Source organism: Micromonospora sp. NPDC023869 (assembly GCF_055559695.1).
Map to the genome: position 1 here is coordinate 248,158 of NZ_JBVHKD010000002.1, position 22,286 is coordinate 270,443.

The following is a 22,286-nucleotide window of genomic DNA, read 5'->3' on the forward strand; positions in this document are numbered from 1 at the left end:
GATCGGGTCAGTCGCGCGGACCACCCGCGACGTAGATCACCTGGCCGGAGACGAAGGACGCCCCCTCACTGGCCAGGAACGAGATGGTGTGCGCCACGTCCTCGGGCCGCCCGACCCGGCGTACCGGGATCTCCCCCTCGGCGTGCTTCTGCATCGCCTCGAAGTCGATTTTCATCCGGGCGGCGGTGGCGGCGGTCATGTCGGTGACGATGAAGCCCGGCGCCACCGCGTTGACGGTCACCCCGAACGGCCCCAGCTCGATGGCGAGGGTCTTGGTGAACCCCTGCATCCCGGCCTTCGCCGCCGCGTAGTTGGCCTGCCCCCGGTTACCGAGCGCGGACGTGCTGGAGAGGTTGACGATCCGACCCCACTTGGCCTCGACCATGTGCTTCTGCGCCGCCTGGCTGACCAGGAAGGCACCCCGCAGGTGTACGCCCAGGACCGTGTCCCAGTCGGCGTCGGTCATCTTGAACAGCAGGTTGTCCCGCAGTACCCCGGCGTTGTTGACCAGCACGGTCGGTGCCCCCAGCTCGGTGGCGACCCGCTCGACGGCGGCCTCCACCTGCGCCCGGTCCGACACGTCCGCGCCGACTCCGAGCGCCCGGCCACCGGCCGACGTGATCGCCTCCACCGTCTCGGCGGTCGCCGACTCCTCGATGTCGACCACCGCGACGGCCAGCCCGTCGGCGGCCAACCGCCTGGCGGTGGCCGCGCCGATCCCGCGCGCCGCCCCGGTCACGATCGCGACCCGCTGCCCCTCCGACATGCCTACCTCCCGGTAACCTCGCTCGACGGCAGGAGCCTAACCCACCGTGCGCCCACCTCCGGCCCACCGAGATCCCCGACCGGCCGGCGACGGCCGGGGAATCCGGTGCGGAGACTAGACGGACCAGGATCGACAGAGCCGGATCCACCGGTACCCGTGGCCGGCGATCTTGAGCTTGTCCAGCTTGCCCACGTCGTCGTAGTTGCGGTCGGCGAGCACGTCGATCGGCAGCTCCGCCTCCGACTCCAGCAGGCTCAGGTCGACCTCGGCGTCGTCGGTGCCCAGGTTGTGCAGGAAGACCATCGTGCCGGTCGGCCCGTCGGCCCGGTGCGCCAACACCCCCGCAGGCATGGGTACGTCGATGTGGGTGGTCGAGCCGAAGCCGATCTCCGGGGCCTCGCGCAGCGTACGGATCATCCGCTCGAACCAGCCGAGCAACGAGTTGCGGTCCCGACGTTGCAGGGTGACGTTGACCTTCTCGTACCCGAACTCGCCCTTGTCGATGACCGGGCGCACCAGCTTCTCCGGCTCCGCCCGGGAGAAGCCGGCATTGGGTTCATAGGACCACTGCATGGGGGTACGGATCGCCTCCCGCCCCGGCAGCGCCAGGTCCTCGCCCATGCCGATCTCCTCGCCGTACCGCAGCACGGGCGTGCCACGCAGCGAGAACTGGAGGGAGTACGCCAGCTCGATGCGCCGCCGGTCGTTGCCGAGCATCGGCGCGAGCCGCCGACGGATGCCCCGGTCGTAGATCCGCATGTTCTCGTCCGGGCCGAACTGCGCGTACACCTGGTTGCGCTGTTCGGCGGTGAGCCGGGACAGGTCGATCTCGTCGTGGTTGCGCAGGAAGGTGGCCCACTGGCCGCCCTCGGGCAGGGCCGGGGTGTCCCGCAGCGCCTCGATCACCGGCTCCGGGTCCTGGCGCGCCATGGCCAGCATCAGCCGCCCGTTGAGCATGAAGTCGAAGAGCATGTGCACCCGGTTCGCCGAGCCACCGCGGTCGCCGAAGAAGGCGGGCAGTTGGTCCGGCTCGACGTTCGCCTCGGCCAGCAGCACCGCGTCGCCCCGACGCCACTGCACGTGCTGGCGCAGCTCGGTGAGGAACTCGAAATCCAGCTCCGGGTTCGGGTCGCCGGGCTCGGTGCGCTCGATGATGAACGGCACCGCGTCCATCCGGAACCCGGCCACCCCGAGCTGGAGCCAGAACGCCATGATCTTTTTGATCTCGGCGCGTACCTGGGGATTCTTGGTGTTGAGGTCCGGCTGGAACTTGTAGAAGCGGTGGTAGTACCAGGACTTGGCGGTCCGGTCGTAGGTCCAGGTCTCGTGCTGCTCGCCGGGGAAGACCATGCCCTGGTGCCGGTCCGCGGGCTCCTCGTCGGACCAGACGTACCAGTCGCGGTACGGCGAGTCCGGCGACGACCGGGCGGAGACGAACCAGGGGTGCTGGTCCGAGGTGTGGTTCACGACCAGGTCGATGATCACGCGGATGCCTCGGTTGCCGGCCTGGTGCAGCAGCTCGGCGAAGTCCCCGAGGGTGCCGAAGCGGGGGTCGACGTTGTAGAAGTCGGTCACGTCGTACCCGTCGTCACCGTTGGGCGACGGGTGGATGGGGTGCAGCCAGAGGCAGGTCACGCCCAGCCGGGCCAGGTAGTCCAGCCGGCCGATCAGACCCCGGATGTCACCGACCCCGTCGCCGTCGGAGTCCGCGTACGTGTCGATGTCGAGGCAGTACACGACCGCCTCGGAGTACCACCTGTCAGACATGCCCGGGAACCTTCTCCGGACCGCCCGCCCGGCAAACCCGCCGACGTCGCGGGCGGGACCCCGCCGGGGACGGCTGATCGGTACCGTGCCGTCATGCGGAGCATCGAGTGGTCCAGCGGGACGTGGCACGGGCAGCCGGCACGGACGGACGTGGAGCCGGCCGGCGTCCTGAGCGTCGAACCGGGGGCGAGCAGCGACCTGTGGCGGCACACCAGCTACGGGTTCGTACACGACGACGCTCCGGCCCTGCTCACACCCTTCCCGGTGGGCAGCGCGATGGAGGTGGACTTCCCGCTCGACTACACCGAACAGTTCGACCAGGCCGGCGTACTCGTGTGGGTGGACGACCGCACCTGGGTCAAAGCCGGAGTGGAGGTCAGTGACGGCCACCCCCAGGTCGGCGCGGTGGTCACCCGCGAATTCTCCGACTGGTCGGTCGCCCCGGTGCCCGATTGGGCCGGCCACGAGGTGACGGTACGCGTCAGCCGCACCGGCGACGCGCTGACCGTACGCGCCCGGGTGGCCGGCGAGCAGTGGCGGTTGGTCCGGCTCGCACCGCTCGCGCCCGACGCCGACGCCTCCGCCGGACCGTACTGCTGCTCCCCCAGCCGGGCCGGGCTGACCGTCCGGTTCACCGACTGGCGACTCGGCCCGGCCGACGCCGCACTGCACCCCGAGGAGTAACAGCGGCCCCGGGCGGGTAGGAGCCTTCCTTTACGGAACCTCGCGGAGGCACCGCATGGCACTCGCCCAGGATGTCGACCCGAGCCAACTCGGTGGAATCACCGGCTGGGTGGCCGGCGTGATCGAGGCGGGCGGAGCGGTGGGCGTGGCCCTGCTGGTCGCCCTGGAGAGCATCATCCCGCCGATCCCCAGCGAGATCGTGTTGGCGATGGCCGGGTACCTGGCCGGTGAGGGCCGCTTCAACGTGGTCGTGGTGACCGTCGCGGCCACCGCCGGCTCCCTGCTCGGTGCCCTGGTGCTCTACTGGCTCGGCGCCGCGCTCGGCGAGGAGCGGCTCAAACGCTGGCTCGACCGGCTGCCGCTGGTGGACCTGGAAGACCTGGAGAAGGCCGACCGCTGGTTCGAACGGTACGGCCGGTGGGCGGTCTTCTTCGGTCGGATGGCGCCGGTGGTCCGCAGCCTGGTGTCGGTGCCGGCCGGCGCCAACCGGATGCCGCTGGTCGAGTTCGTCACGCTGACCACGCTGGGCAGCGGCATCTGGAACGGGCTGTTCATCGGGCTCGGCTACGCGCTCGGCTCGCAGTGGCACGAGATCGACCGCTACAGCTCCTGGTTCGACTACGGCATCATCGCCGTCTTCGTCCTCATGATCGCCTCCTGGGCGATCAAGAAGAAGCGCCGCCGCACCCGAACCCGCCCCCGCACCCCCGCCTCCCGCTGACCTCCCGGCGCTGTCCCGCCCTGCCCTGCCCGGAAGCCCCCGCGATCATGGAGTTGTGGCGCTTGTTCTGACCACTTATGCGGCTTCTTCGGGAGCCACAACTCCATGATCGACGGGATGGGTGGGGCGGGCGGGTTCAGGCGGTGGCGGTCAGGGGAGGGTGCGGAGGTGGGGGGCGACGGTGCGGGCGAAGGAGTTGTTGTGGGTGACGTCCCAGTTGATCGACCAGGTCATCGCGCCCCGCAGGCCCGGGTAGGTACGCGGCGGGCGGAAGCTGCCGCAGTTGGTGCCCCGGGTCAGGCAGTCCATCGCGGCGTTGACCACGCTGGGCGCGACGATGCCACCACCGGCCGCCCCGGGACCGGCCGGCAGGCCGAGCCCGACCTGGTCGGGTCGTAGTCCCGCCTCCAACTGGATGCAGGCCAGCGCGACGATGAAGTTGACCGTGCCCTGGGCGTACGCGGCGTTGTTGTCGCAGCCGAGCATCGCCCCGGAGTTGTAGAACTGGGTGTTCACCACGGTCAGGATGTCCTTGATGTCCAGCGCCAGCTTAAAGTAGCTGGTGGTGGGGTTTTGCATGTCGATGGTCTGCGGCGCCATCGCGATGATCAGTCGACTGCCCACCTTCGCCCGCAGGGAGCGCAACGCCTGCCCCATGTAGGTCGGGTTCAGGCCGTTCTCCAGGTCGACGTCGACGCCGTCGAAGCCGTAGCGCTGGATCAGCGCGTACACACTGTCGGCGAAGGCCACCGCGGACGCCGCGTCGTTCACCGCGACCCGGCCGGTCTCTCCGCCGACCGAGATGATCACCTTCTTGCCCCGGCTCTGGAGGGTGCGCACGTCGGCGGAGAAGTCGGCGTCGGTGTAGCCGCCGAGCGAGGCGGACAGGCCCGGGTCGATGGCGAAGGAGACCGCGCCGGGGGTGGTGGTGGCGTCGGCGAAGGCGACCGCGACCAGGTCGTACTCGGCGGGCACGTCCCGCAGCCGCAGCTCGACGGCGGGGTTGTCGAAGTTGTGCCAGTACCCGGTGAGGATGTGCTTCGGCAGGCCGGTGACCGGCGGCGGGCTGGTCGGCGGCGGGGTCGTCGGAGGTGGCGTGGTCGGCGGCGGCGTCGTCGGGGGCGGGGTGGTCGGCGGCGGCGTGGTCGGGGTGGTGCCGCCGGCGCAGGCCGCGCCGTTGAGCCGGCAGTTCGTGGGTACGCCGGAACCGTTGCCGAGGAAGCCGAAGGAGACCGACGCGCCGGGGGCGATGGTGCCGTTCCAGGAGCGGTTGGTGAACGTGTGGCGCTGGCCGCTGGAGGTCAGCAGCGCGTCCCAGTAGCTGCCGAGCGTGGTGCCGCTGGGCAGGTCGAAGGCGAGGCTCCAGCCGTTGACCGTGCTGCTGCTGCCGTTGGTGATGGTGTACTTCGCCTCCCAACCGGAGCCCCAGTCGGACGTCTTGGCGAAGCTGGCGGTGACTCCGGCGGCGTACGCGGCGGGCGCCAGCCAGACCGCACCGAGCGCGGCGGCCAGTGCGCCGACCACTGTGAGCACCAGGGTTCGGGACCGTTTCATGTGAGCCTCCAGACCGGACGGAAATCCATGGGCATCGACCTGGCGCTCATTATTAAGACTGTTAACTATTTCTGTCCAGAGCTGGTGTGGGTTTGTTAGGAGGGGTCCCCTGCTATGCACGAGGCGTTAGCAGGGGACCCCTCCTTGCACGAGCTCCTTGCACGAACCCCTTACCCGAGCACCGCGCTCAGCGGCGGAACTGGAACCAGTTGACGTTGACGAAGTCGTTCGGCTGGCCGCTGCTGAACGTCAGGTAGACGGTCTGCCGTCCGGTCACCGGCGAGACGTTGCCGGGCACCGAGCGCCAGCTCTGCCACCCGCCGGTGTTGGCGAGGGCGAAGCTGCCGATCGGCGTACTCGTCGGGCTGCCGATCCGCACCTCGACCAGGCCGCTGACGCCGGCCGCCGCGCCGGAGGCGACCCGGGCCACGAAGTCGCGCGGCGCGGTGGAGCCGAAGTCGACGTTGTCGAAGCGGACCCAGTCACCGTTGCGCAGCGCCGCGATGTTCTGCCCACCCTCGGAGCACGCCTCGACGATCACGCCGTTCTGCGCGTTGTACGACTCGGCCTGGATGGTGCCGTACGCGTCCCGCACCCCGGTCGGGGGCGGGGTCGTCGGCGGCGGCGTGGTGGGCGGGGTGCTGCCGCCACGGCTGTAGACGGCCACGTAGTCGACGAGCATCGGCCGCCCCGGCACGGTGGCCGAGGTCGGCGTGGCGCTGCCGGCCACCCCGTTCGGGAAGGCGCCGCCCATGGCGACGTTGAGCAGCAGGAAGTAGCCCGCGTGGCTGGTCATCTGCGACCAGTACGGCTCGCCGACCCGGGACTGGCTCACGGAGTGGTAGAGCTGCCCGTCGACGTACCAGCGCAGTTGCTGCGGGCTGGTCGAGGCGTCCCACTCGAAGCGGTAGGTGTGGAAGGCCGACTGGCAGGTGCTGCCGGGGCAGGCGCGGGAGCCACCGAGGCCGTTGTGCTCGTCGCACGGGCCGCCGGGCGCCACGCCGCAGTGCAGCACGCCCCAGACCGTGTTGAGCCCGTTGACGTTCTCCATCACGTCGAACTCGCCGATGCCGGGCCAGTTCTGGTAGTTGCCCCGGTACGGCGAACCGAGCGCCCAGAACGCGGGCCAGTAGCCGGAGGCGGCGGCACCGGTGACGTTGGGCATCTGGATCCGGCCCTCGATGGCCAGGATGCCGCCGCTCGGGGCCTTGAAGTTGCTGCGCACCGTCTCGATGCGGGCCGAGGTCCAGCGGCCGGAGCTGTCGCGCAGCGGCGTGATCCGCAGGTTGCCGGCGCCGTCGTGGCTGACGTTCGAGGTGCTGTTGGTGTACGTCTGGATCTCGCCGGTGCCCCAGTTGGGCGGCCCGCCCGGGTAGCTGGTGCCGGTGTCGATGATCCAGTTATTGGACGACGGGAGGGTGCCGGCGGCGCCGGTGAAGTCGTCGCTCCACACCAGGCTCCACCCGGACGGGGGCGTCGGCACGGCGGCGTCGGCGGTCGCGGCGAGCCCCGCGACGCCGGTGACGGTGGCGGTGATCAGGGCCAACGCGAGCCGCAGCCGGCGTCGCGCGGGCAGGGCGGCGGGCGCCGCCGGGGCAGGTGTCATGGACGTGCCTCTCTGCGGGACGGGATGTGAGAGCGCTCTCTCAGGAGTTGTACGTCCGACTCGAACAGTTGTCAATGTCGATCGATCGGCTCCGGGTCGGCCCGGATGTTAGGAGGGGTCCCCTGCTATGCACGAGGCGTTATCAGGGGACCCCTCCTTACACGAGCAGGGCGGGTTTCTCCCGACCACCACAGGGGGTAATTGCCGGCCGACGGCGCGGACGGACCGCCCCGGCAGAAGCGGACGGTGGTGGTGATGGTCAGGCAGGTGGCGACGGCGCCGACCCGGCAGGTCGAGGAGACCGACCTGCTCACGGTGGGGGTCGAGGAGGAGTTCCTGCTGGTCGACCCGGACGGCGGCGCAGCGGTGCCCGCCGTCGAGGCGGTGCTGGAACAGGTCCCGGCGGAACTCCACGGTCAGGTGGAGCGCGAGTTCCAGACCAGCCAGATCGAGATCGGCAGCCCGCCCGGGCTGGAGCTCTCCTCGATCCGGCACTCCCTGGCCCTGCTGCGCGCCTCGCTCGCCGACGCCGCCGACCGGGCCGGTGCCCAACTGCTCGCCATCGGCACCGGACCGATCGACGGGCCGGTGCCGCCGGTGGTGGACAAGCCCCGCTTCGACCGGATGATCGAGCGCTACCGGCTGCTGGTGCCGGGGCCGGGCAACAACGGCATGCACGTGCACGTCGGGGTGCCGGACCCGGACACCGGGGTGCAGGTGCTCAACCACGTCCGGCCGTGGCTGCCGATCCTGCACGCGGTCACCACCAACTCGCCGTTCTCCCGGGGCGAGGACACCGGGTACGCGAGCTGGCGCTCGATCGAGTGGGAACGCTGGCCGTCGGTGGCGCCGACGCCGTTCCTGACCTCGCACCACCACTACCGACGGCTGATCGACCAGCTGATCGGCAGCGGGGTGATGCTCGACGAGGGGATGCTCTACTGGTACGCCCGACTGTCGGCCAAGTACCCGACGGTCGAGCTGCGCATCGGCGACGTCTGCCCGACGGTGGACGACGCGGTCCTGGTCGCCGGCCTGGTCCGCGCGCTGGTGGCGACCGCGCTGGACGACATCGCCGCCGGACGGCCGCCGCTGCCCGCCGACCACCACCTGCTGGTCGGCGCGCACTGGCGGGCCGCGCACGACGGCCTGGAGGGCGACGCGGTCGACCTGGCCACCGGTGAGCTGCGTCCGGCGTGGGACCTGCTGAACCAGCTCGTCGGGCGGCTCGGCCCGGCGCTGGACCGGCACGGTGACCTCGCCGAGGTGACCGAGCTGCTGGACCGGCTGCGGGAGCACGGCACCGGCGCGGCGCGGCAGCGCCTGGTGTTCGCGCGTACCGGTCGGTTGGAGGATGTGGTGGCGGACGTGGCGCGACAGACCCGGGGCGAAATCCCCGGGTGAGGAGGAGGATGGCCGTGGCGGAACGGTTGATCGTCGTCGGCGGGGACGCCGCCGGCATGGCGGCTGCCGCCCAGGCGCGGCGCCGCCGCGGCCCGGACGACCTGGAGATCGTCGCGTTCGAGCGGGGGCACTACACCTCGTACTCGGCGTGCGGCATCCCGTACTGGATCAGCGGACTGGTCGGCGACGCGCAGCAACTCGTGGCCCGGGACCCGGCGACCCACCGGGAGAAGTACGACATCGACGTCCGACTCCGGCACGAGGTCACCGAGATCGACCTGGACCGCCGCGAGGTGGTCGCCCGCGATCTGGAGGGCGGCGGCGAGATCCGGGAGGGCTTCGACACCCTGATGTACGCCACCGGCGCGGTGCCGACCAAGCCGGACTGGGCGCGTACCGATGCGCTCGGGGTCTTCGGGGTGCAGACGCTCGACGACGGCGCGGCCCTGCGCAAGTGGCTGGAGTCCGACCCGAAGCCGCAGCGCGCGGTGGTGGTCGGTGGCGGCTACATCGGCGTGGAGATGGCCGAGGCGCTGGTCCGGCGCGGGCTGTCGGTGACCCTGGTCGAGCGGGACGAGCAGCCGATGTCGACCGTGGACCCGGACATGGCCACGCTGGTCACCGAGGCGATGCGGGGTCTGGGCGTGGACATCCGCACCGGCGTACGCGTCGGCGCCCTCACCGTCCGCGACGGCCGGGTCAGCGAGGTGGTCACCGACGACGGTCCGATCCCGGCCGACGTGGTGGTGCTCGGCCTCGGCGTACGCCCCAACACCGCGCTCGCCGAGGCAGCCGGGATGCCGCTCGGTCCGACCGGCGGCATCCGGGTGGACCGCCGGATGCGGGTCGCCGAGACGCCCGGGGTGTGGGCCGCCGGGGACTGTGTGGAGACCCTGCACCGGGTCAGCGGCATGCCGGTGCACGTGCCGCTCGGCACGCACGCCAACAAGCAGGGCCGGGTGGCCGGGATCAACATCGGCGGCGGGTACGCCACCTTCGCCGGGGTGATCGGCACGGCCGTGGCGAAGGTCTGCGACCTGGAGGTGGGGCGGACCGGGCTACGGGAGCGCGACGCGTTGGCGGCCGGCTTCGAGTTCGTGTCGGTGATCGCGGAGTCGACCAACCGCGCCGGCTACTACCCGGGTGCCCGGCCGATGACGGTCAAGCTGATCGCCGAACGTCCGAGCGGGCGGCTGCTCGGTGCTCAGATCGTCGGCTGGACCGAGGCGGCGAAGCGGATCGACACGTTGGCCGTGGCGCTGTGGAACCGGATGACGGTGGACGACATGACCGCGCTCGATCTCGGCTACGCCCCGCCGTACGCCCCGGTCTGGGACCCGGTGCTGGTCGCGGCCCGCAAGGCGGTCGACGCGCTCGACCCGCGCTGAGGTCTGCTCGGCTCTCTGTCGGTGGTGGGGGTTAGCGTGTGCGCGCCGCCCCAGACAGGGGCGGTGCCGACCCCTCGGAGGACCCGCATGTCGCAGGAGACGACCTACCTCGAACTGTCCGAATCGGACGGGGCGCACAAGTTCTACGAGGTGGTGGTCGACGACACCACGCTGACCGTGCGCTACGGCCGGATCGGCGACCAGGGTCAGGTCAAGACCTCCGGCCACCCGGACAACGCGCGGGCCCGGGCCGCCGCCGCGAAGAAGATCGGCGAGAAGGTCCGCAAGGGGTACGCCCCGGCGGTGCCGGGCGTCCGCCAGAAGCGCGCGGTGTCCCGGCGGCAGATCGTCAGCACCCGCTCGACCGCCCGCACCGCACCGGTGCTGTGGCGCTACGACTCCGGCGCTCCCGCGTTCGGCATCTTCATCGACGGTCGCACCTGCACGGTCGGCAACGAGCGGGGCGTCATCACCACGCTCGACCACGACGCCCGGGTGCTGGACCAGGTCCGCCTGCCCGACGGGGTGAAGTGCATCGTGGCCGACGACGCCTGGATCTACGCCGGCTGCGACGACGGCAACGTCTACGACCTCTCCGGCAAGATTCCCCGGGTGGCGTACACGATCGCGCCCGACATCGACATCTACTGGCTGGACATCCACGACGGCGTGCTGGGTGTCTCCGACGCCGACGGCGGGATCGCCGCCGTCGACCACGAGGACGAGTTCCTCTGGCGTCGGGGCGGGCGCGGCAGTTCGGCCTGGATGGTGCGCTGCGACAGCGACGCGGTCTACCACGGCGACTCGACCGGGGTCAGCGGCTACGACTGGCGGACCGGGCAGGAGCTGTGGCACACCCGCACCGGCTCGGTGCTGTTCGGCTGGCAGGAGCGCGACGCGGTGTTCGCCGGCACCGCGACCCGCGAGGTGGTCCGCATCGGCAAGGACGGCCGGCACGCCCGCACCTACCGGGCCGACGCGGCGGTCTTCTCCTGTGCCACCGCCTCCGACGGCCGGTACGTCTTCGCCGGTGACAGCCAGTCCTCGATCTACTGTTTCGCCGAGGACGGCACCCGGTTGTGGAAGCTCGGCACGGGCTGCGGCTCGGCCTACTCCATGCAGTATCACGACCAGCGCCTCTACGTGGTGACCACCAGCGGCCACCTGGCCTGCATCGACGCCAGCGAGCCGGCGATCCGGGCGGCCGAGGCGGGCAGCGTGCCGGACGTGGTCGACGTGAAGGCACCGGCCCGGATGCCCGAGCCGGCGGCCGTCACCCAGGTCGAGGTGGTCGCCGACGGCGGTGACGGGGTGATCGTCGAGTGTGTCGAGCAGGGCGGTCGGCTGCGGGTGCATGTGCTCTCCGCCGGCTACCACCAGAACTGGTCGGTGCAGTTCCCCAAGGGCATCCGCCAGCCGGGCGCCCGCTACCTGGTCACCGAGGTCCGAGAGTCCGGCCGGGGCGGCTTCTACCGCGCCTACGGCGACATCCGCCGCCTGCGATGACCCACCCGGTGCGGATCCCTGACGAGTTGACCTGGCTGCGCGCCATGCCGGGCGGCGCGCAGTGGTTGGCCGGGCTGCCGGAGCTGCTGACCACCTGCGCCCGGCACTGGTCGCTGCGGGTCGGGCCGCCCTTCGGGCACGGCACGACCTCGCTGGTGGTGCCGGCTGACCTGCCCGACGGCACCCGCGCGGTGCTCAAGCTGCAGTTCCCGGACTCGGAGAGCGAACACGAGGCGGCCGCGCTGCGCCACTGGGACGGTGACGGTGCCGTCCGGCTGCTCGCCCACGACCCCGACCTGCGGGCGCTGCTGATCGAGCGCTGTGATCCCGGTACGCCGTTGCGCGTACTCCCGCTGGACGACGCGGTGGACGCGGTGGTGGCGCTGCTCCCGCGCCTCTGGTTGCCCGCAGATCGGCCGTTCCTGTCGCTGGCCGAGGCGGTGCGAGGCTGGGCGGTCCGGCTACCGGCCGCCTGGGAACGGGCCGGTCGACCCTACGAGCGGCGGTTCGTGGACCTCGCCCTCGACCTGCTCACCGGGCTGGCCGCCAGCCAGGGCGAACAGGTGCTGGTCAACCAGGACCTGCACGCCTCCAACGTGTTGCGGGCCACCCGCGAACCGTGGCTGGCGATCGACCCGAAACCGCTCGTCGGCGAGCGGGAGTTCTCGGCGGTGCCGATAGTGCGTGGCACCGAGCTGGGTCACTCCCCCGCAGCCGTGCGCCGCCGACTCGACCGGCTCAGCGCCGAGCTGGGCCTGGACCGCAGCCGGGTACGCGACTGGACGATCGGCCACACCATGGCCTGGAGCATCGCCGGTGACACGGTCTTCACCGACCACATCGAGATCGTCCGCTGGCTCCTCGACTAGCGGTCGACCGGAGACGACCCGGCGGGAACCCGCGTCGAGAAAATTGTCGGCGAGGTCGTGAACGCGCAGCGATCCAGATCCGTCGCCACAGGTGTCGCCACGCCGAAAGGGATTGGCCTACCTGTGACTCGCGACCTCATCCTCAAGAAGCTCAAACCGGAGCGGATGCCGCGCCGGTTCGTGGCGTTCGTCCTGGCCGCGCTCGCGGTCCTCTCCGCCGTCGCCGCCGTCGGTTTCGGCGTCGCCTCTGCCCGCGACGACGTGCTCGTCGGCGACGCGGTCACCGACAAGCAGATGACCGTGCTCATCGCTGCGGCCGGGTCCTGCCCGACGCTGACTCCGGCGAGACTCGCCGGACAACTGATGGCCGAATCGGGCCTGGACGACCGGGCGGCGCGGACCGTCTCCGGCGGTCAGGGCATCGCCGGCCTCGAAGACGACAAGTGGCAGGCGTGGAAGCCGTGGCCGGACGCCCGACGCTCCGACGTGTCGGCGAACATCCTGGCGCTCGCCCACCAGATGTGCGACCTGACCGGCCATCTCCGGCTGGCGGGTGCCGCCGGTGACCAGTGGCGTCTCGCGGTGGCCGCCTTCCACGTCGGGCTGAACTCCGTCGCCCAGGTCCGTGGGGTGCCCGACGCGGCCACGACCTACGTCGACCAGGTCAGCGCCTACGCCGGGTACTACGGCAAGCTGCGCCAGTTCGGCGGTCCGGGTGAGACGGCCCAGACGGCACCGGCCGCCGAGGCGAAGGGGGTTCCCGCCGAGTACGTGCAGCACATCAACCGGGCGGGTTCGCTCTGCCAGGAGGTGACCCCACCACTGGTCGCCGCCCACATCATGGCGCAGTCCGGGTTCGACGCGAACCGGCTCGGTGCGACCGGTCAACGCGGTGTCGCGCAGTTCCGGTCCGACATGTGGCAGTCGTACGGGCCGAAGGGTCGTTCGGTGTGGGAGCCGGAGGTCGCCGTCCCCACCATGGGCTACGCCCTGTGCAGCCTGGTCCGTGAGCTGTCCGGCCTGAAGGGGGACCCCCTTCAGTTGGCGCTCGCCGCGTACCGCAACGGCACCACGGCGGTGCGGCAGAACGGTGGCACCATCGACCGGCAGACCGAGACGTTCCTGCGGTCGGTGAAGACCTTCACCGACGTGTACGCGCTCGACAGCCGGCTGACGGCGAACCTGCCGAACAGCCCCTCCCCCTCACCCACCCCGTCGTCGTCCGGGTCCCCGAGCCCGAGCCCGAGCCCGGACGCCAGCCCCTCCGGCAGCCCGAGCCCGAGCAGCCCCAGTACTGCGGGGGCGAACGCGGGCGCACCGCCGTCGCCGGCCCCCGACCCGAAGCCGACGCGCCCGGCCGACGCGGTGCAGATTCTCCACGTGCAGACGAAGCGCTGCGTCAGTGCCGGCAGTGGGGGCGACGGTATGCAGCTCAAGCTGCGTACCTGCACCGAGGACCCGGCGCAGTGGTGGACCTTCCGCAGCGATGGCACCATCCGTGCCCGTGGTCTCTGCATGGACATCGCCTGGGGTGGTTCCGAGGACAACACGGTGGTGCAGGCGGCCACCTGTAGCGGCAACCCCGCTCAGCACTGGCAGATGAACTCCAAGGGCCGCATCGTGAGCAAGCTCAACGGCAAGGTCCTCGACACGATCATGGCCGACCCGGACAAGCCGCTCATCATCTTCACCGACAAGGGCTACGCCGACCAGAACTGGCGCAAGCAGTAACCGCGCCCCGGATCGACGGGCGCGAGCACCGTCGCCGGATGTGAGGAAGGGTCCCCTGCTATACGCGAGGCGTTAGCAGGGGACCCTTCCTTACATCTGGCACGTGGAGCACCAGTACAGGTTGCGGGCGCCCAGGGTGCCCCGGCTCACGGCGGTGCCGCAGACGTGGCAGGGCTGGGCGGCACGGCGATAGACGTACACCTCGCCGCCGTGCCGGTCGACGCGGGCCGGGCGGCCCATCGCCTCGGGCAGGTGCGCGGCGCGAACGGTGTCGATGCGACCGACGGCGACGGCGAGCGTCATCAGCTCGACCAGATCGGCCCAGATGGCATCCCAGGCGGGACGGCTCAGCTCCCGGCCGGGCAGCCTCGGCGGCAGTCCGGCACGGAACAGCACCTCCACCACGAAGATCAGACCGGTGCCGGCCACCACCGACTGGTCCAGCAGCAGCGAGGCCAGCGGCGTGGAGCTACGCCGGATCCGGTCGTACGCACGATCCGGGTCGGCATCAGCCCGCAGCGGATCGGGGCCGAGGCGGGCCCGCAGCGCCGCCACCTCGGGCGGGGTGAGCAGCTCACACGCGGTCGGTCCGCGCAGGTCGAGCCAGTGCCGGTCGCTGGCCAGCCGCAGCCGGATCTGACCCACCGGCTCCGGCGGCTCACCGTCACCGTCGGTCACCTTGCCGTAGAGACCGAGGTGTACGTGCAGCGTCCGCTCACCGGCGTAGTGGTGCAGCAGGTGCTTGCCGTACGCCTCGGTGGCCTCCAGCACACTGCCGGAGATCAGCGCGGCACCCTCGGCGAACCGGCCCTGGGGGCTGGCGGCGAGCACCTTGTCCCCGGCGAACAGCTCGGCGTGCCGGGCCGCCAGGCGATGGATCGTATGTCCCTCTGGCACGCCACCAAGCGTAGTCAGCCCACCGTCGTGGTCAGTGTGAGCGGTGCCGCACCTGCCGCACGAAGGCCGTCCAGGCGTACGGTGTGACGGTGAGCACCGGGCCGCACGGGTCCTTGCTGTCGCGGACGGCCACCACGCCGGGCAGGTTGTCGGCCACCTCGACGCAGTCGCCTCCGCTCCCACACCACCTACGACGGGTGGGTCTGGCTGGACGGATACCAGCTCGACATCCAGGGTCACGCGGTCACCCGCCGGTCGATTTTCGTCCAGCGCGCCGGGCTCACCCTGGTCCGCGCCGCACCCCGGCAGACCTCCGCCCGCACCGCACCGGCACCGACCCGAGCCGTACGCCGACAACCGCCCGCACCTGCTACTCATTGGTAGGGAGTACTCAGAAAACTCTGGTTCAATTGCGCCTCGGGCCGCCGGCAGGGCGGGCACCATCGGTGCGATGAGGACGGTGGGGCATGGCGGAACGAATGCGCTGCGCAGTGGTGATCGGCAACAGCGACGGGATCGGGTTGGCGTTCACCCGACGGCTGCTCGCCGACGGCTGGCGGGTCGCCGGAGTGTCCCGCCGCGACAACGGCATCAGTGTCCCCACGTACGCCCACCACACCGTCGACGTGACCGCACCGGACTATCCGGAGGTGCTGGCCAAGGCGATCGACGAGCTGGACGGGGTGGACCTCTGCGTGTACGCCGCCGGCATCGGTGAGCCTGTCGACCTGGCCGACCTGGACGCGCAGACCCGCACCCTGGAGGTCAACCTGATCGGGGCGGCCCGCACGGTCGCCACCGTCGTGCCGAGAATGGTGGCCGCCGGAGACGGGCACCTCATCGGGCTGTCCAGCATGGCCGACCGGATGGTCTCCGGCGACGCACCCGGGTACGCCGGATCGAAGGCGGGGCTGTCGTCGTACCTGATGGGGCTCTCGGCGGCGTTGCGCGGTCAGGGCGTGAGCGTGACCACCGTGCGGTTCGGGTTCGTCGACACCAAGATGGCGAAGGGACCGGTCCGGCCGCTGATGATGACGGTGGACCGCGCGGTGGACGTCCTCGTCCGGTGTGTCCGCAACCGGCCCGTGCTGGTCTCCCGTCCCCGGCGGGCGGCCCTGCTCACCACCCTCCTGGCACCCCTCACCCGTCCCCGCCGCTGACCCTCGCTGTCCGCCCATCGCCGCCGGCCCTCGCTGCCCGCCCATCGCTGCCGGGCCCTCGCTGCTGGGCCCTCGCTGCTGGGCCGGATCCGCCCTCGTTGCCGAGCCGGTCCTGCCTCGTTGCTGAGCCGGATCCTGCACCGTCGCTGCCGGATCCTGCACCGTCGCTGCCGGGTCCTTCCTTCCCGGCGACCGAGCTTCCCAAGATCTAATCGGCTCGATGCCGCACGGGTGTCGGGAAAGTGCGGGCTGGGTATCTCGGTGGCGTTGACGCGTGGCGGGCGAAGGACGGGGTCGGCGCCGGCCACGCATGACCTGGAGGTGAACCCATGAGATTTCCTTCGCTGTCCCGCCGGGAGGAGCCCGCACCGCCCCCGGCTCCCGGCGACGAGGCCGACCGCACCGGCACGGTAGCCACCGATGCCCGTCCCGCCGCCGACGGACGCACCGACGACGGCACCACCTACCGGGGCGCGGCGGCTTCCACCGCCACGACCACCGACCCCGACCGCACCGCCGCCGAACGCGACGCCGACGGCGGCCGCATCACCGCCGAGCGGGCCGCCGGCCGATACCGCGCCGCCGCCGAGCGCGCCACCAACCGGCTCCGCGCCGCCACCGGACGCTCCACCGACCGGGACCACACGGCCGCCACTACCGCCGCCGCAGAGGACCGCGCCGACCGGGATCGCACCGTCGGCGCCGTAGCCGCAGATCGCACCGCTGCCGACGCGGACCACGCCGCCACCGCCCGCGCGACCGACCGAGACCGCACGGCTTCCGCGCGCGCCGTCGACCGGGACAACGCCGCCGGTGCGGCCACCACCACCGAAGCCGGTACCGGTCGGACGACCGACGCTCCCGCCGCCGAGCGGGCCGCCGTGGCGCGCGCCGCCACCGCCCGTTCCAGCGTCGACGGCTCCCGCCGCGCCCGCAGCACCGCCCCGGTCACGGCCTCCGCCCCGGTCACCGACACCGACCCGGATGTGCGTACCGACCGGACCCCGACCACTACCGACCGGGACACCACGACCGACCGCGACACTGTGGGCGACCGCGACGCTGTGCGCGACCGTGGCACTGTGGGCAGCCGTGGCACTGTGGGCAGCCGTGGCACTGTGGGCAGCCGGGACACGACGGCCGACCGGGACACCGTTCCCGCTCCCGACGCACCGCCCGCACCCGCCGGTCCGCGCCCCCGAGCCAGCCTGCTGGCCACCCTGGGCCTGATCGTCGGCGTCGGCGGCATCCTCTTCGTTCTCACCGGAACCCTCGCCGGATACGGCATCGCGGTCGGCGCGATCGGCGCGGTCCTCGCCGTGCTGGGCCTGATCGCCACCCGGCGGCGGCACATCGCGGGCAAGGCCGACGCGCTGTTCGGCATCGCCATCGGCCTCGGCGCGGTGGTCCTCGGCATCCTGGCGATGACCGGCCAGTACGACTGGCCGAGTACCGACGGTGACACCGTAGCCCGTTTCCGTGAGTGGCTTGACTCACAGTTTGTCGACCGTATCTAGGGGGCACATTTCGGCCCGCCGGTGGTTCACCGGCGCCCGGCCGGCGAGTCACCGGCCGTAGCCCGACCAGTTCTGGTGGTTCACCAGCCGGGCGCACACACCCTCGTCAGGGGCGGCGGTTCGCCGCCCCTGACGCGTGTCCGGGGCACCTCGCACAGTCCTCTCCCGCCAGGGGCGATGCGGCCGTGCGAGTAAGGCCGCAGGGCCACCTGCCTGGCAATCATGGACAGTTTCCGTTAGCAGCTAACGGAAACTGTCCAAGATCTGCGCTGAGCTGACGGGACGGTGGGCGTTGTGAGGTTCGCTGGGGCGTCCGGTCGCTCGGGCGGATGCCACTCCGGCTGATTCCACCGGGCCAACCGCGCCCAAGCCGCCAGCAACCCCGACCGCGGACGCCTCGACCGCCAGCAACCCCGACCGCGGACGCCTCGACCGCCAGCACCCCGACCGCGGACGCCTCGACCGCTGACGCCTCGACCGCTGACGCCTCGACCGCTGACGACCCGAGCGCCGACGCCCCGGACGGCAATGCCCCCGAACGGCAATGCCCCGACTTGACCGGGCCGCCACTGCCCCAGACACCGACAACGTCTGACAGCACCCAGGCCGCCGACATTGCCCCAGTCGCCGGCAACGCCCGACACCGCAAGCACCCACGACGCCGACAGCGCCCCGGACACCGACAGCAGCCCGGACACCGACAAGCACGCCGGACACCGCGAGCACCAGGGAGCCGGGCAGCGTCCGGGGGCGGCTGCCGCAAACCGACGCCACCGCTGTGGAAGTCACCGGCCGCGCGGCGAGACGACCACTCACGGTGAGCGAGGCGAGCGACCCTCACACAGACCGTCGACACGTGGACGCAACGATCCACCGCTAACAAGACCTGAGACGCAACGATCAGTCGCGCTGCGCAAGGCTCGGCGGTGGATTATGCGGCTGGCGGGCGCATAACGTTGAGCAACGGCGCCAGCCCGTGGGCCGACGGTGGCCAGGGCGCGCCCGAGCCTGGGAGCAGGACAATGACGATGGACGCCACCAGCCAGCGCTTCCTGATGTGCCGGCCGACGTACTTCGCCGTCGATTATGCGATCAACCCGTGGATGGACCCGACCGCTCCGGTCGACACCGACCGCGCGGTGCGGCAGTGGGAGCGGCTGCGGCAGGTGTACCGCGACCTGGGTCACGTCGTCGAGGAGATCGACCCGCTGCCGGGCCTGCCCGACATGGTCTTCGCCGCCAACGGGGGCACCGTGATCGGTGACCGGGCGATGGCGGTGCAGTTCCGCGACCCGCAGCGCGCCGACGAGGCGCCCGCGTACCGGTCCTGGTTCGAGGCCGCCGGGTTCGACGTGTACGACCCGAAGCACGTCAACGAGGGCGAGGGTGACGTGCTGCTCGCCGGGGACGTACTGCTCGCCGGCACCGGCTTCCGGACCGCGCACGCCTCGCACGCGCAGTTGCAGGAGGTGTTCGGCTACCCGGTGGTCACCATGCAGCTCGTCGACCCGCGCTTCTATCACCTGGACACCGCGCTCACCGTGCTCGACGAGCGGACCGTGGCGTACCTGCCGGAGGCGTTCTCCCCCGGCAGCCAGGCGGTGTTGCGCCGGTTGTTCCCGGACGCGGTGCACGCCACCATGGCCGACGCCGAGGTGCTGGGCCTGAACGCGGTCAGCGACGGTCGGCACGTGGTGCTGCCGGAGCAGGCCACCGGCCTGGCCGCGACGTTGCGGGACCGGGGCTATCAGACCATCGGTGTCGATCTGTCCGAGCTGCGTAAGGCCGGCGGTGGCCCGAAGTGCTGCACGTTGCGACTCGGAAAGGCAAGCCAGTGATCGAGGACATGCTGCGGACTCCGGCCGCGGTGCGGGACGCCGAGCGTCACACCGCGCACAACTACCACCCGCTGCCGGTGGTGATCTCCTCCGCCGAGGGCGCCTGGGTCACCGACGTGGACGGTCGGCGGTATCTCGACTGTCTCGCCGGCTACTCGGCGCTGAACTTCGGCCACCGGCACCCGACCCTGATCGCCGCCGCGCACGCCCAGCTCGACCGGTTGACGCTGACCAGCCGGGCGTTCGTACACGACCAGTTCGCCGACTTCTGTCGAGAGCTCGCGGCGCTGTGCGGCAAGGATCTCGTGCTGCCGATGAACACCGGCGCCGAGGCGGTGGAGACCGGCATCAAGGTCGCCCGCAAGTGGGGCTACCAGGTCAAGGGCGTACCGGACGGGCAGGCCACCATCGTGGTCGCGGACGGCAACTTCCACGGCCGGACCACCACCATCGTCAGCTTCTCCACCGACGAGGACGCGCGGGCCGACTTCGGGCCGTACACGCCGGGCTTCCGGATCGTCCCCTACGGCGACCTGGCCGCGCTGGCCGAGGCGGTCGACGAGCACACCGTCGCGGTGCTGCTGGAGCCGATCCAGGGCGAGCAGGGTGTGGTGGTGCCGCCAGAGGGCTACCTGGCCGGCGTCCGGCGGCTCTGCGACGAGCGCCGCATGCTCTTCATCGCCGACGAGATCCAGTCCGGCCTGGGCCGCACAGGGGCCACCTTCGCCTGCGAGCAGGAGGGCGTGGTGCCGGACATGTACCTGCTGGGCAAGGCGCTCGGCGGCGGCATCGTGCCGGTCTCCGCGGTGGCCGCCGACACGGCCGTGCTCGGGGTGCTCAAGCCCGGCCAGCACGGCTCCACCTTCGGCGGCAATCCGCTGGCCTGCGCGGTGGCCACCGAGGTGGTCCGGCTGCTCGCCACCGGGGAGTTCCAGCGGCGCTCGGCCGAGCTGGGCGAGCGGTTGCACGCCGGGCTGCGGGCACTGGTCGGCAAGGGCCTGGTCGCGGTACGCGGCCGGGGCTTGTGGGTCGGGCTGGACATCGACCCGGCGCTGATGAGCGGTCGGCAGGCCTGCGAGCGGCTGATGGAGCGCGGCGTGCTGGCCAAGGACACGCACGGCTCGACCATCCGCCTCGCCCCGCCGCTGGTGATCACCGAAGACGAGATCGACCACGCGGTGGCCCAGTTGGCGGCCGTACTGGCCGGCTGACCACCCGCGCGGACGCCGACCGCCGACCCGGCACGCAGCAGCAACCGACCGCCCGCTCGCGCGGTGGCGGGCCGGGAACGAGGGCGGTGGCGGGCCGCGGAGCAGAGCGCGGTGGCGGGTCGGGTAAGAGAGGGCGGGCGTCGGGACCACGGTCCCGGCGCCCGCCGTCGTCTGCGTCAGCGGGGCAGGCGCATCGCCATGGTCGGCGCCTCGGACATCACCGAGTCCGGGTTGTACGGCGCGCCCGACGGCAACTCGCTCGGCCGACCGATCTGCACTCCCGGGTACAGCTCGACCATGTCCCCGCTCCCGAGGACGCGGGACTGCTGCGGCGCCAGCGGCAGGCGGTCCGACTCGGCCATCGAGCCGCCCGGCCGGATTCCGGAGCCGTTGGTGCTCACGTCGGTCGCGACGATGTCGTCGCCGCGCAGCTCCAGCCGCAGGTGGCTGCGGCTGATCCAGCGGCGGGCCTCGTCGTTGAGCCACTGGCCCAGCATGATCGCGTTGGCGCTCTCCGGGGCGCGGCCGATCGCGACCGGCTGTTCCTCGGTCAGCACGAAGCGACGCCGGATCAGGCCGCCGACGCGTACCGCGAGGACCTCGCTGCGTGGCCGGGGGCCGTCGTCGCGCAGCCGGGTGCCGTGCCGGGGACAGGTGGGTACGCCCCCGCGCAGCGACGGTGGCGGCTGGCCGGTCGGCGCGCGGTCGATCCGGGCCAGGTCGGCGAAGGCACCCCCGCCGCCGGCACCGCCGAAGAGGGTGCAGCCCGACTCGGAGCAGCGCCACTGCCGGGCGAGCAACTGGACACCGGCCGGTGACGGCGGCCCGGTGAGCGGGGTGTGGCCGCCACCGACGTGGGCGATGAAGACCGGCCCACCGGCACCGGGCACCGGGGCGAGCGCCCGGCCGGGCTGATCGACCAGCCAGGGGAACCGCCCGCGCAGGCCGTCGAACCGGACCCGACTGAGCACCGGCAGGCCAAGCAGGTCGGCCACCTCCAGCATCCGGTCACCCGGGTTGTCGAGCACCTCGACCAGGCCGTCGTCGGCCCAGCGGCGGACCACCATCCGCTCGTTGGAGGTCAGGTCGGCGTCGGAGAGCACCCCCCGGTGCACCACCGCGTAGACCGGGACGGTGTCCTCCTCCAGGCTGCGCGCCAGCGCGTCGATGACCATGCCGAGGCGCAGCGTGCTGGCCGGTCGGCCGCCGTCCAAGTCCTGGTAGCGGATGACCTCGGCGAGGTCGATCACCGCTCGGACGAGCTGCGGGTCGGTGCAGACCCGCCCCTCGATCGCGTCCAGGACCTTGCTGATCTCGAACCTCATCGGGCCGCCCCCACGATCTCGTCGATCCGCCGGGCCAACTCCACGTCGCGCAGGGTGACGCCGCCGGCCGAATGGGTGACACAGCGGAACGTCAGCGTCCGCCACCGGATGTCGATGTCCGGGTGATGGTCCAGCTCCTCCGCCACCACGGCGACCCGGTCGACGACCGTGACGGCGGCCGGGAAGCTGGCCAGCTCCACCGTGCGGGTGATCCCGGCGGGGTCTCCCGACCAGTTCGCCAACCCACCCAGCTCGTTTCGCACCGCCTCGGCGGTGAGCACGTCAGCCATGGCAAGGACCCTACCCGTGCCGCCCGACGGCGGCGCGACCAGCGGCTGCGCC

The 22,286-nt window shown here is 71.8% G+C and carries 19 protein-coding genes; 11 read left to right on the top strand and 8 right to left on the bottom strand.

Features of this window, described 5'->3' with window-relative positions; all coding sequences use genetic code 11:
* Positions 1 to 7: 7 nt before the first annotated feature.
* Together fabG and ACZ31C_RS06855 are read right to left on the bottom strand one after the other, a co-directional pair.
* A complete protein-coding gene (gene fabG / locus ACZ31C_RS06850; protein ID WP_396744537.1) occupies positions 8 to 766 on the bottom strand; it encodes a 3-oxoacyl-ACP reductase FabG in 759 nt (252 codons plus the stop codon).
* A 114-nt stretch (positions 767 to 880) separates the two neighbouring features.
* Entirely contained in the window at positions 881 to 2,533 is a 1,653-nt protein-coding gene (locus ACZ31C_RS06855) for an alpha-amylase family protein (RefSeq protein ID WP_465794526.1), read from the bottom strand.
* Positions 2,534 to 2,626: 93 nt separating this feature from the next.
* Here ACZ31C_RS06855 and ACZ31C_RS06860 point away from each other — a divergent pair, with 93 nt between their 5' ends.
* Complete coding sequence (locus ACZ31C_RS06860) at positions 2,627 to 3,217, top strand: DUF1349 domain-containing protein (RefSeq protein WP_465794527.1); 591 nt, start codon at positions 2,627 to 2,629, stop codon at positions 3,215 to 3,217.
* A 55-nt stretch (positions 3,218 to 3,272) separates the two neighbouring features.
* On the top strand, positions 3,273 to 3,938 hold the full coding sequence (locus tag ACZ31C_RS06865) for a DedA family protein (RefSeq protein ID WP_465794528.1): 666 nt from the start codon (positions 3,273 to 3,275) through the stop codon (positions 3,936 to 3,938).
* Between the two features lie 150 nt (positions 3,939 to 4,088).
* Here the strand turns inward: ACZ31C_RS06865 and ACZ31C_RS06870 are convergent, their stop codons facing one another.
* A complete protein-coding gene (locus ACZ31C_RS06870; protein ID WP_465794529.1) occupies positions 4,089 to 5,492 on the bottom strand; it encodes a chitinase in 1,404 nt (467 codons plus the stop codon).
* A 187-nt stretch (positions 5,493 to 5,679) separates the two neighbouring features.
* Positions 5,680 to 7,098 carry a carbohydrate-binding protein gene (locus ACZ31C_RS06875; RefSeq protein WP_465794530.1) on the bottom strand — a complete coding sequence of 473 codons (1,419 nt, stop codon included), beginning with the start codon at positions 7,096 to 7,098 and terminating at the stop codon, positions 5,680 to 5,682.
* A gap of 255 nt (positions 7,099 to 7,353) precedes the next feature.
* Here ACZ31C_RS06875 and ACZ31C_RS06880 point away from each other — a divergent pair, with 255 nt between their 5' ends.
* The 5 genes from ACZ31C_RS06880 (at position 7,354) to ACZ31C_RS06900 (ending at position 13,996) form a co-directional block, all read left to right on the top strand.
* Positions 7,354 to 8,502 (top strand): carboxylate-amine ligase, encoded by a 1,149-nt coding sequence (locus tag ACZ31C_RS06880; RefSeq protein ID WP_465794531.1) that lies wholly within the window; start codon positions 7,354 to 7,356, stop codon positions 8,500 to 8,502.
* A 14-nt stretch (positions 8,503 to 8,516) separates the two neighbouring features.
* Positions 8,517 to 9,890 carry an FAD-dependent oxidoreductase gene (locus ACZ31C_RS06885; RefSeq protein ID WP_465794532.1) on the top strand — a complete coding sequence of 458 codons (1,374 nt, stop codon included), beginning with the start codon at positions 8,517 to 8,519 and terminating at the stop codon, positions 9,888 to 9,890.
* Between the two features lie 87 nt (positions 9,891 to 9,977).
* Complete coding sequence (locus ACZ31C_RS06890; protein ID WP_465794533.1) at positions 9,978 to 11,396, top strand: WGR domain-containing protein; 1,419 nt, start codon at positions 9,978 to 9,980, stop codon at positions 11,394 to 11,396.
* Between the two features lie 8 nt (positions 11,397 to 11,404).
* Positions 11,405 to 12,265: an aminoglycoside phosphotransferase family protein gene (locus ACZ31C_RS06895; protein ID WP_465794534.1), complete on the top strand. Its 861-nt coding sequence runs from the start codon at positions 11,405 to 11,407 to the stop codon at positions 12,263 to 12,265.
* A gap of 123 nt (positions 12,266 to 12,388) precedes the next feature.
* Positions 12,389 to 13,996: a ricin-type beta-trefoil lectin domain protein gene (locus ACZ31C_RS06900; RefSeq protein WP_465794535.1), complete on the top strand. Its 1,608-nt coding sequence runs from the start codon at positions 12,389 to 12,391 to the stop codon at positions 13,994 to 13,996.
* Positions 13,997 to 14,086: 90 nt separating this feature from the next.
* On the opposite strand, the gene ACZ31C_RS06905 is transcribed toward ACZ31C_RS06900, so the two are convergent.
* Together ACZ31C_RS06905 and ACZ31C_RS06910 are read right to left on the bottom strand one after the other, a co-directional pair.
* Positions 14,087 to 14,893 carry an Fpg/Nei family DNA glycosylase gene (locus ACZ31C_RS06905; RefSeq protein WP_465794536.1) on the bottom strand — a complete coding sequence of 269 codons (807 nt, stop codon included), beginning with the start codon at positions 14,891 to 14,893 and terminating at the stop codon, positions 14,087 to 14,089.
* Between the two features lie 31 nt (positions 14,894 to 14,924).
* Complete coding sequence (locus ACZ31C_RS06910; protein ID WP_465794996.1) at positions 14,925 to 15,110, bottom strand: DUF397 domain-containing protein; 186 nt, start codon at positions 15,108 to 15,110, stop codon at positions 14,925 to 14,927.
* A gap of 250 nt (positions 15,111 to 15,360) precedes the next feature.
* Here ACZ31C_RS06910 and ACZ31C_RS06915 point away from each other — a divergent pair, with 250 nt between their 5' ends.
* The 4 genes from ACZ31C_RS06915 to rocD all read left to right on the top strand — a co-directional run bounded on the left by ACZ31C_RS06915 (position 15,361) and on the right by rocD (position 20,619).
* Positions 15,361 to 16,053 (top strand): SDR family NAD(P)-dependent oxidoreductase, encoded by a 693-nt coding sequence (locus tag ACZ31C_RS06915; RefSeq protein WP_396744495.1) that lies wholly within the window; start codon positions 15,361 to 15,363, stop codon positions 16,051 to 16,053.
* A 329-nt stretch (positions 16,054 to 16,382) separates the two neighbouring features.
* Positions 16,383 to 17,570 (top strand): hypothetical protein, encoded by a 1,188-nt coding sequence (locus ACZ31C_RS06920; RefSeq protein ID WP_465794537.1) that lies wholly within the window; start codon positions 16,383 to 16,385, stop codon positions 17,568 to 17,570.
* Positions 17,571 to 18,598: 1,028 nt separating this feature from the next.
* Positions 18,599 to 19,408 (top strand): dimethylargininase, encoded by an 810-nt coding sequence (gene ddaH / locus ACZ31C_RS06925; RefSeq protein WP_465794997.1) that lies wholly within the window; start codon positions 18,599 to 18,601, stop codon positions 19,406 to 19,408.
* A complete protein-coding gene (gene rocD / locus ACZ31C_RS06930) occupies positions 19,405 to 20,619 on the top strand; it encodes an ornithine--oxo-acid transaminase (RefSeq protein ID WP_465794538.1) in 1,215 nt (404 codons plus the stop codon). Before ddaH ends, rocD begins: the two co-directional genes overlap by 4 nt.
* A 176-nt stretch (positions 20,620 to 20,795) precedes the next feature.
* On the opposite strand, the gene ACZ31C_RS06935 is transcribed toward rocD, so the two are convergent.
* Together ACZ31C_RS06935 and ACZ31C_RS06940 are read right to left on the bottom strand one after the other, a co-directional pair.
* Positions 20,796 to 21,944 carry an FHA domain-containing protein gene (locus ACZ31C_RS06935; RefSeq protein ID WP_465794539.1) on the bottom strand — a complete coding sequence of 383 codons (1,149 nt, stop codon included), beginning with the start codon at positions 21,942 to 21,944 and terminating at the stop codon, positions 20,796 to 20,798.
* The gene (locus tag ACZ31C_RS06940) at positions 21,941 to 22,234 is read right to left on the bottom strand and encodes a 4a-hydroxytetrahydrobiopterin dehydratase (protein ID WP_465794540.1); all 294 of its coding nucleotides are present in this window, start codon (positions 22,232 to 22,234) and stop codon (positions 21,941 to 21,943) included. Before ACZ31C_RS06940 ends, ACZ31C_RS06935 begins: the two co-directional genes overlap by 4 nt.
* Positions 22,235 to 22,286 lie beyond the last annotated feature (52 nt).

Coding starts and splice junctions, on each gene's coding strand:
- ACZ31C_RS06940 (WP_465794540.1), bottom strand. CDS start 22,234: ATGGCTGACGTGCTCACCGCCGAGGCGGTGCGAAACGAGCTGGGTGGG.
- ACZ31C_RS06855 (WP_465794526.1), bottom strand. CDS start 2,533: ATGTCTGACAGGTGGTACTCCGAGGCGGTCGTGTACTGCCTCGACATC.
- ACZ31C_RS06875 (WP_465794530.1), bottom strand. CDS start 7,098: ATGACACCTGCCCCGGCGGCGCCCGCCGCCCTGCCCGCGCGACGCCGG.
- ACZ31C_RS06870 (WP_465794529.1), bottom strand. CDS start 5,492: ATGAAACGGTCCCGAACCCTGGTGCTCACAGTGGTCGGCGCACTGGCC.
- ddaH (WP_465794997.1), top strand. CDS start 18,599: ATGGACGCCACCAGCCAGCGCTTCCTGATGTGCCGGCCGACGTACTTC.
- fabG (WP_396744537.1), bottom strand. CDS start 766: ATGTCGGAGGGGCAGCGGGTCGCGATCGTGACCGGGGCGGCGCGCGGG.
- ACZ31C_RS06865 (WP_465794528.1), top strand. CDS start 3,273: ATGGCACTCGCCCAGGATGTCGACCCGAGCCAACTCGGTGGAATCACC.
- ACZ31C_RS06915 (WP_396744495.1), top strand. CDS start 15,361: ATGGCGGAACGAATGCGCTGCGCAGTGGTGATCGGCAACAGCGACGGG.
- ACZ31C_RS06920 (WP_465794537.1), top strand. CDS start 16,383: ATGAGATTTCCTTCGCTGTCCCGCCGGGAGGAGCCCGCACCGCCCCCG.
- ACZ31C_RS06880 (WP_465794531.1), top strand. CDS start 7,354: ATGGTCAGGCAGGTGGCGACGGCGCCGACCCGGCAGGTCGAGGAGACC.
- ACZ31C_RS06935 (WP_465794539.1), bottom strand. CDS start 21,944: ATGAGGTTCGAGATCAGCAAGGTCCTGGACGCGATCGAGGGGCGGGTC.
- ACZ31C_RS06890 (WP_465794533.1), top strand. CDS start 9,978: ATGTCGCAGGAGACGACCTACCTCGAACTGTCCGAATCGGACGGGGCG.
- ACZ31C_RS06860 (WP_465794527.1), top strand. CDS start 2,627: ATGCGGAGCATCGAGTGGTCCAGCGGGACGTGGCACGGGCAGCCGGCA.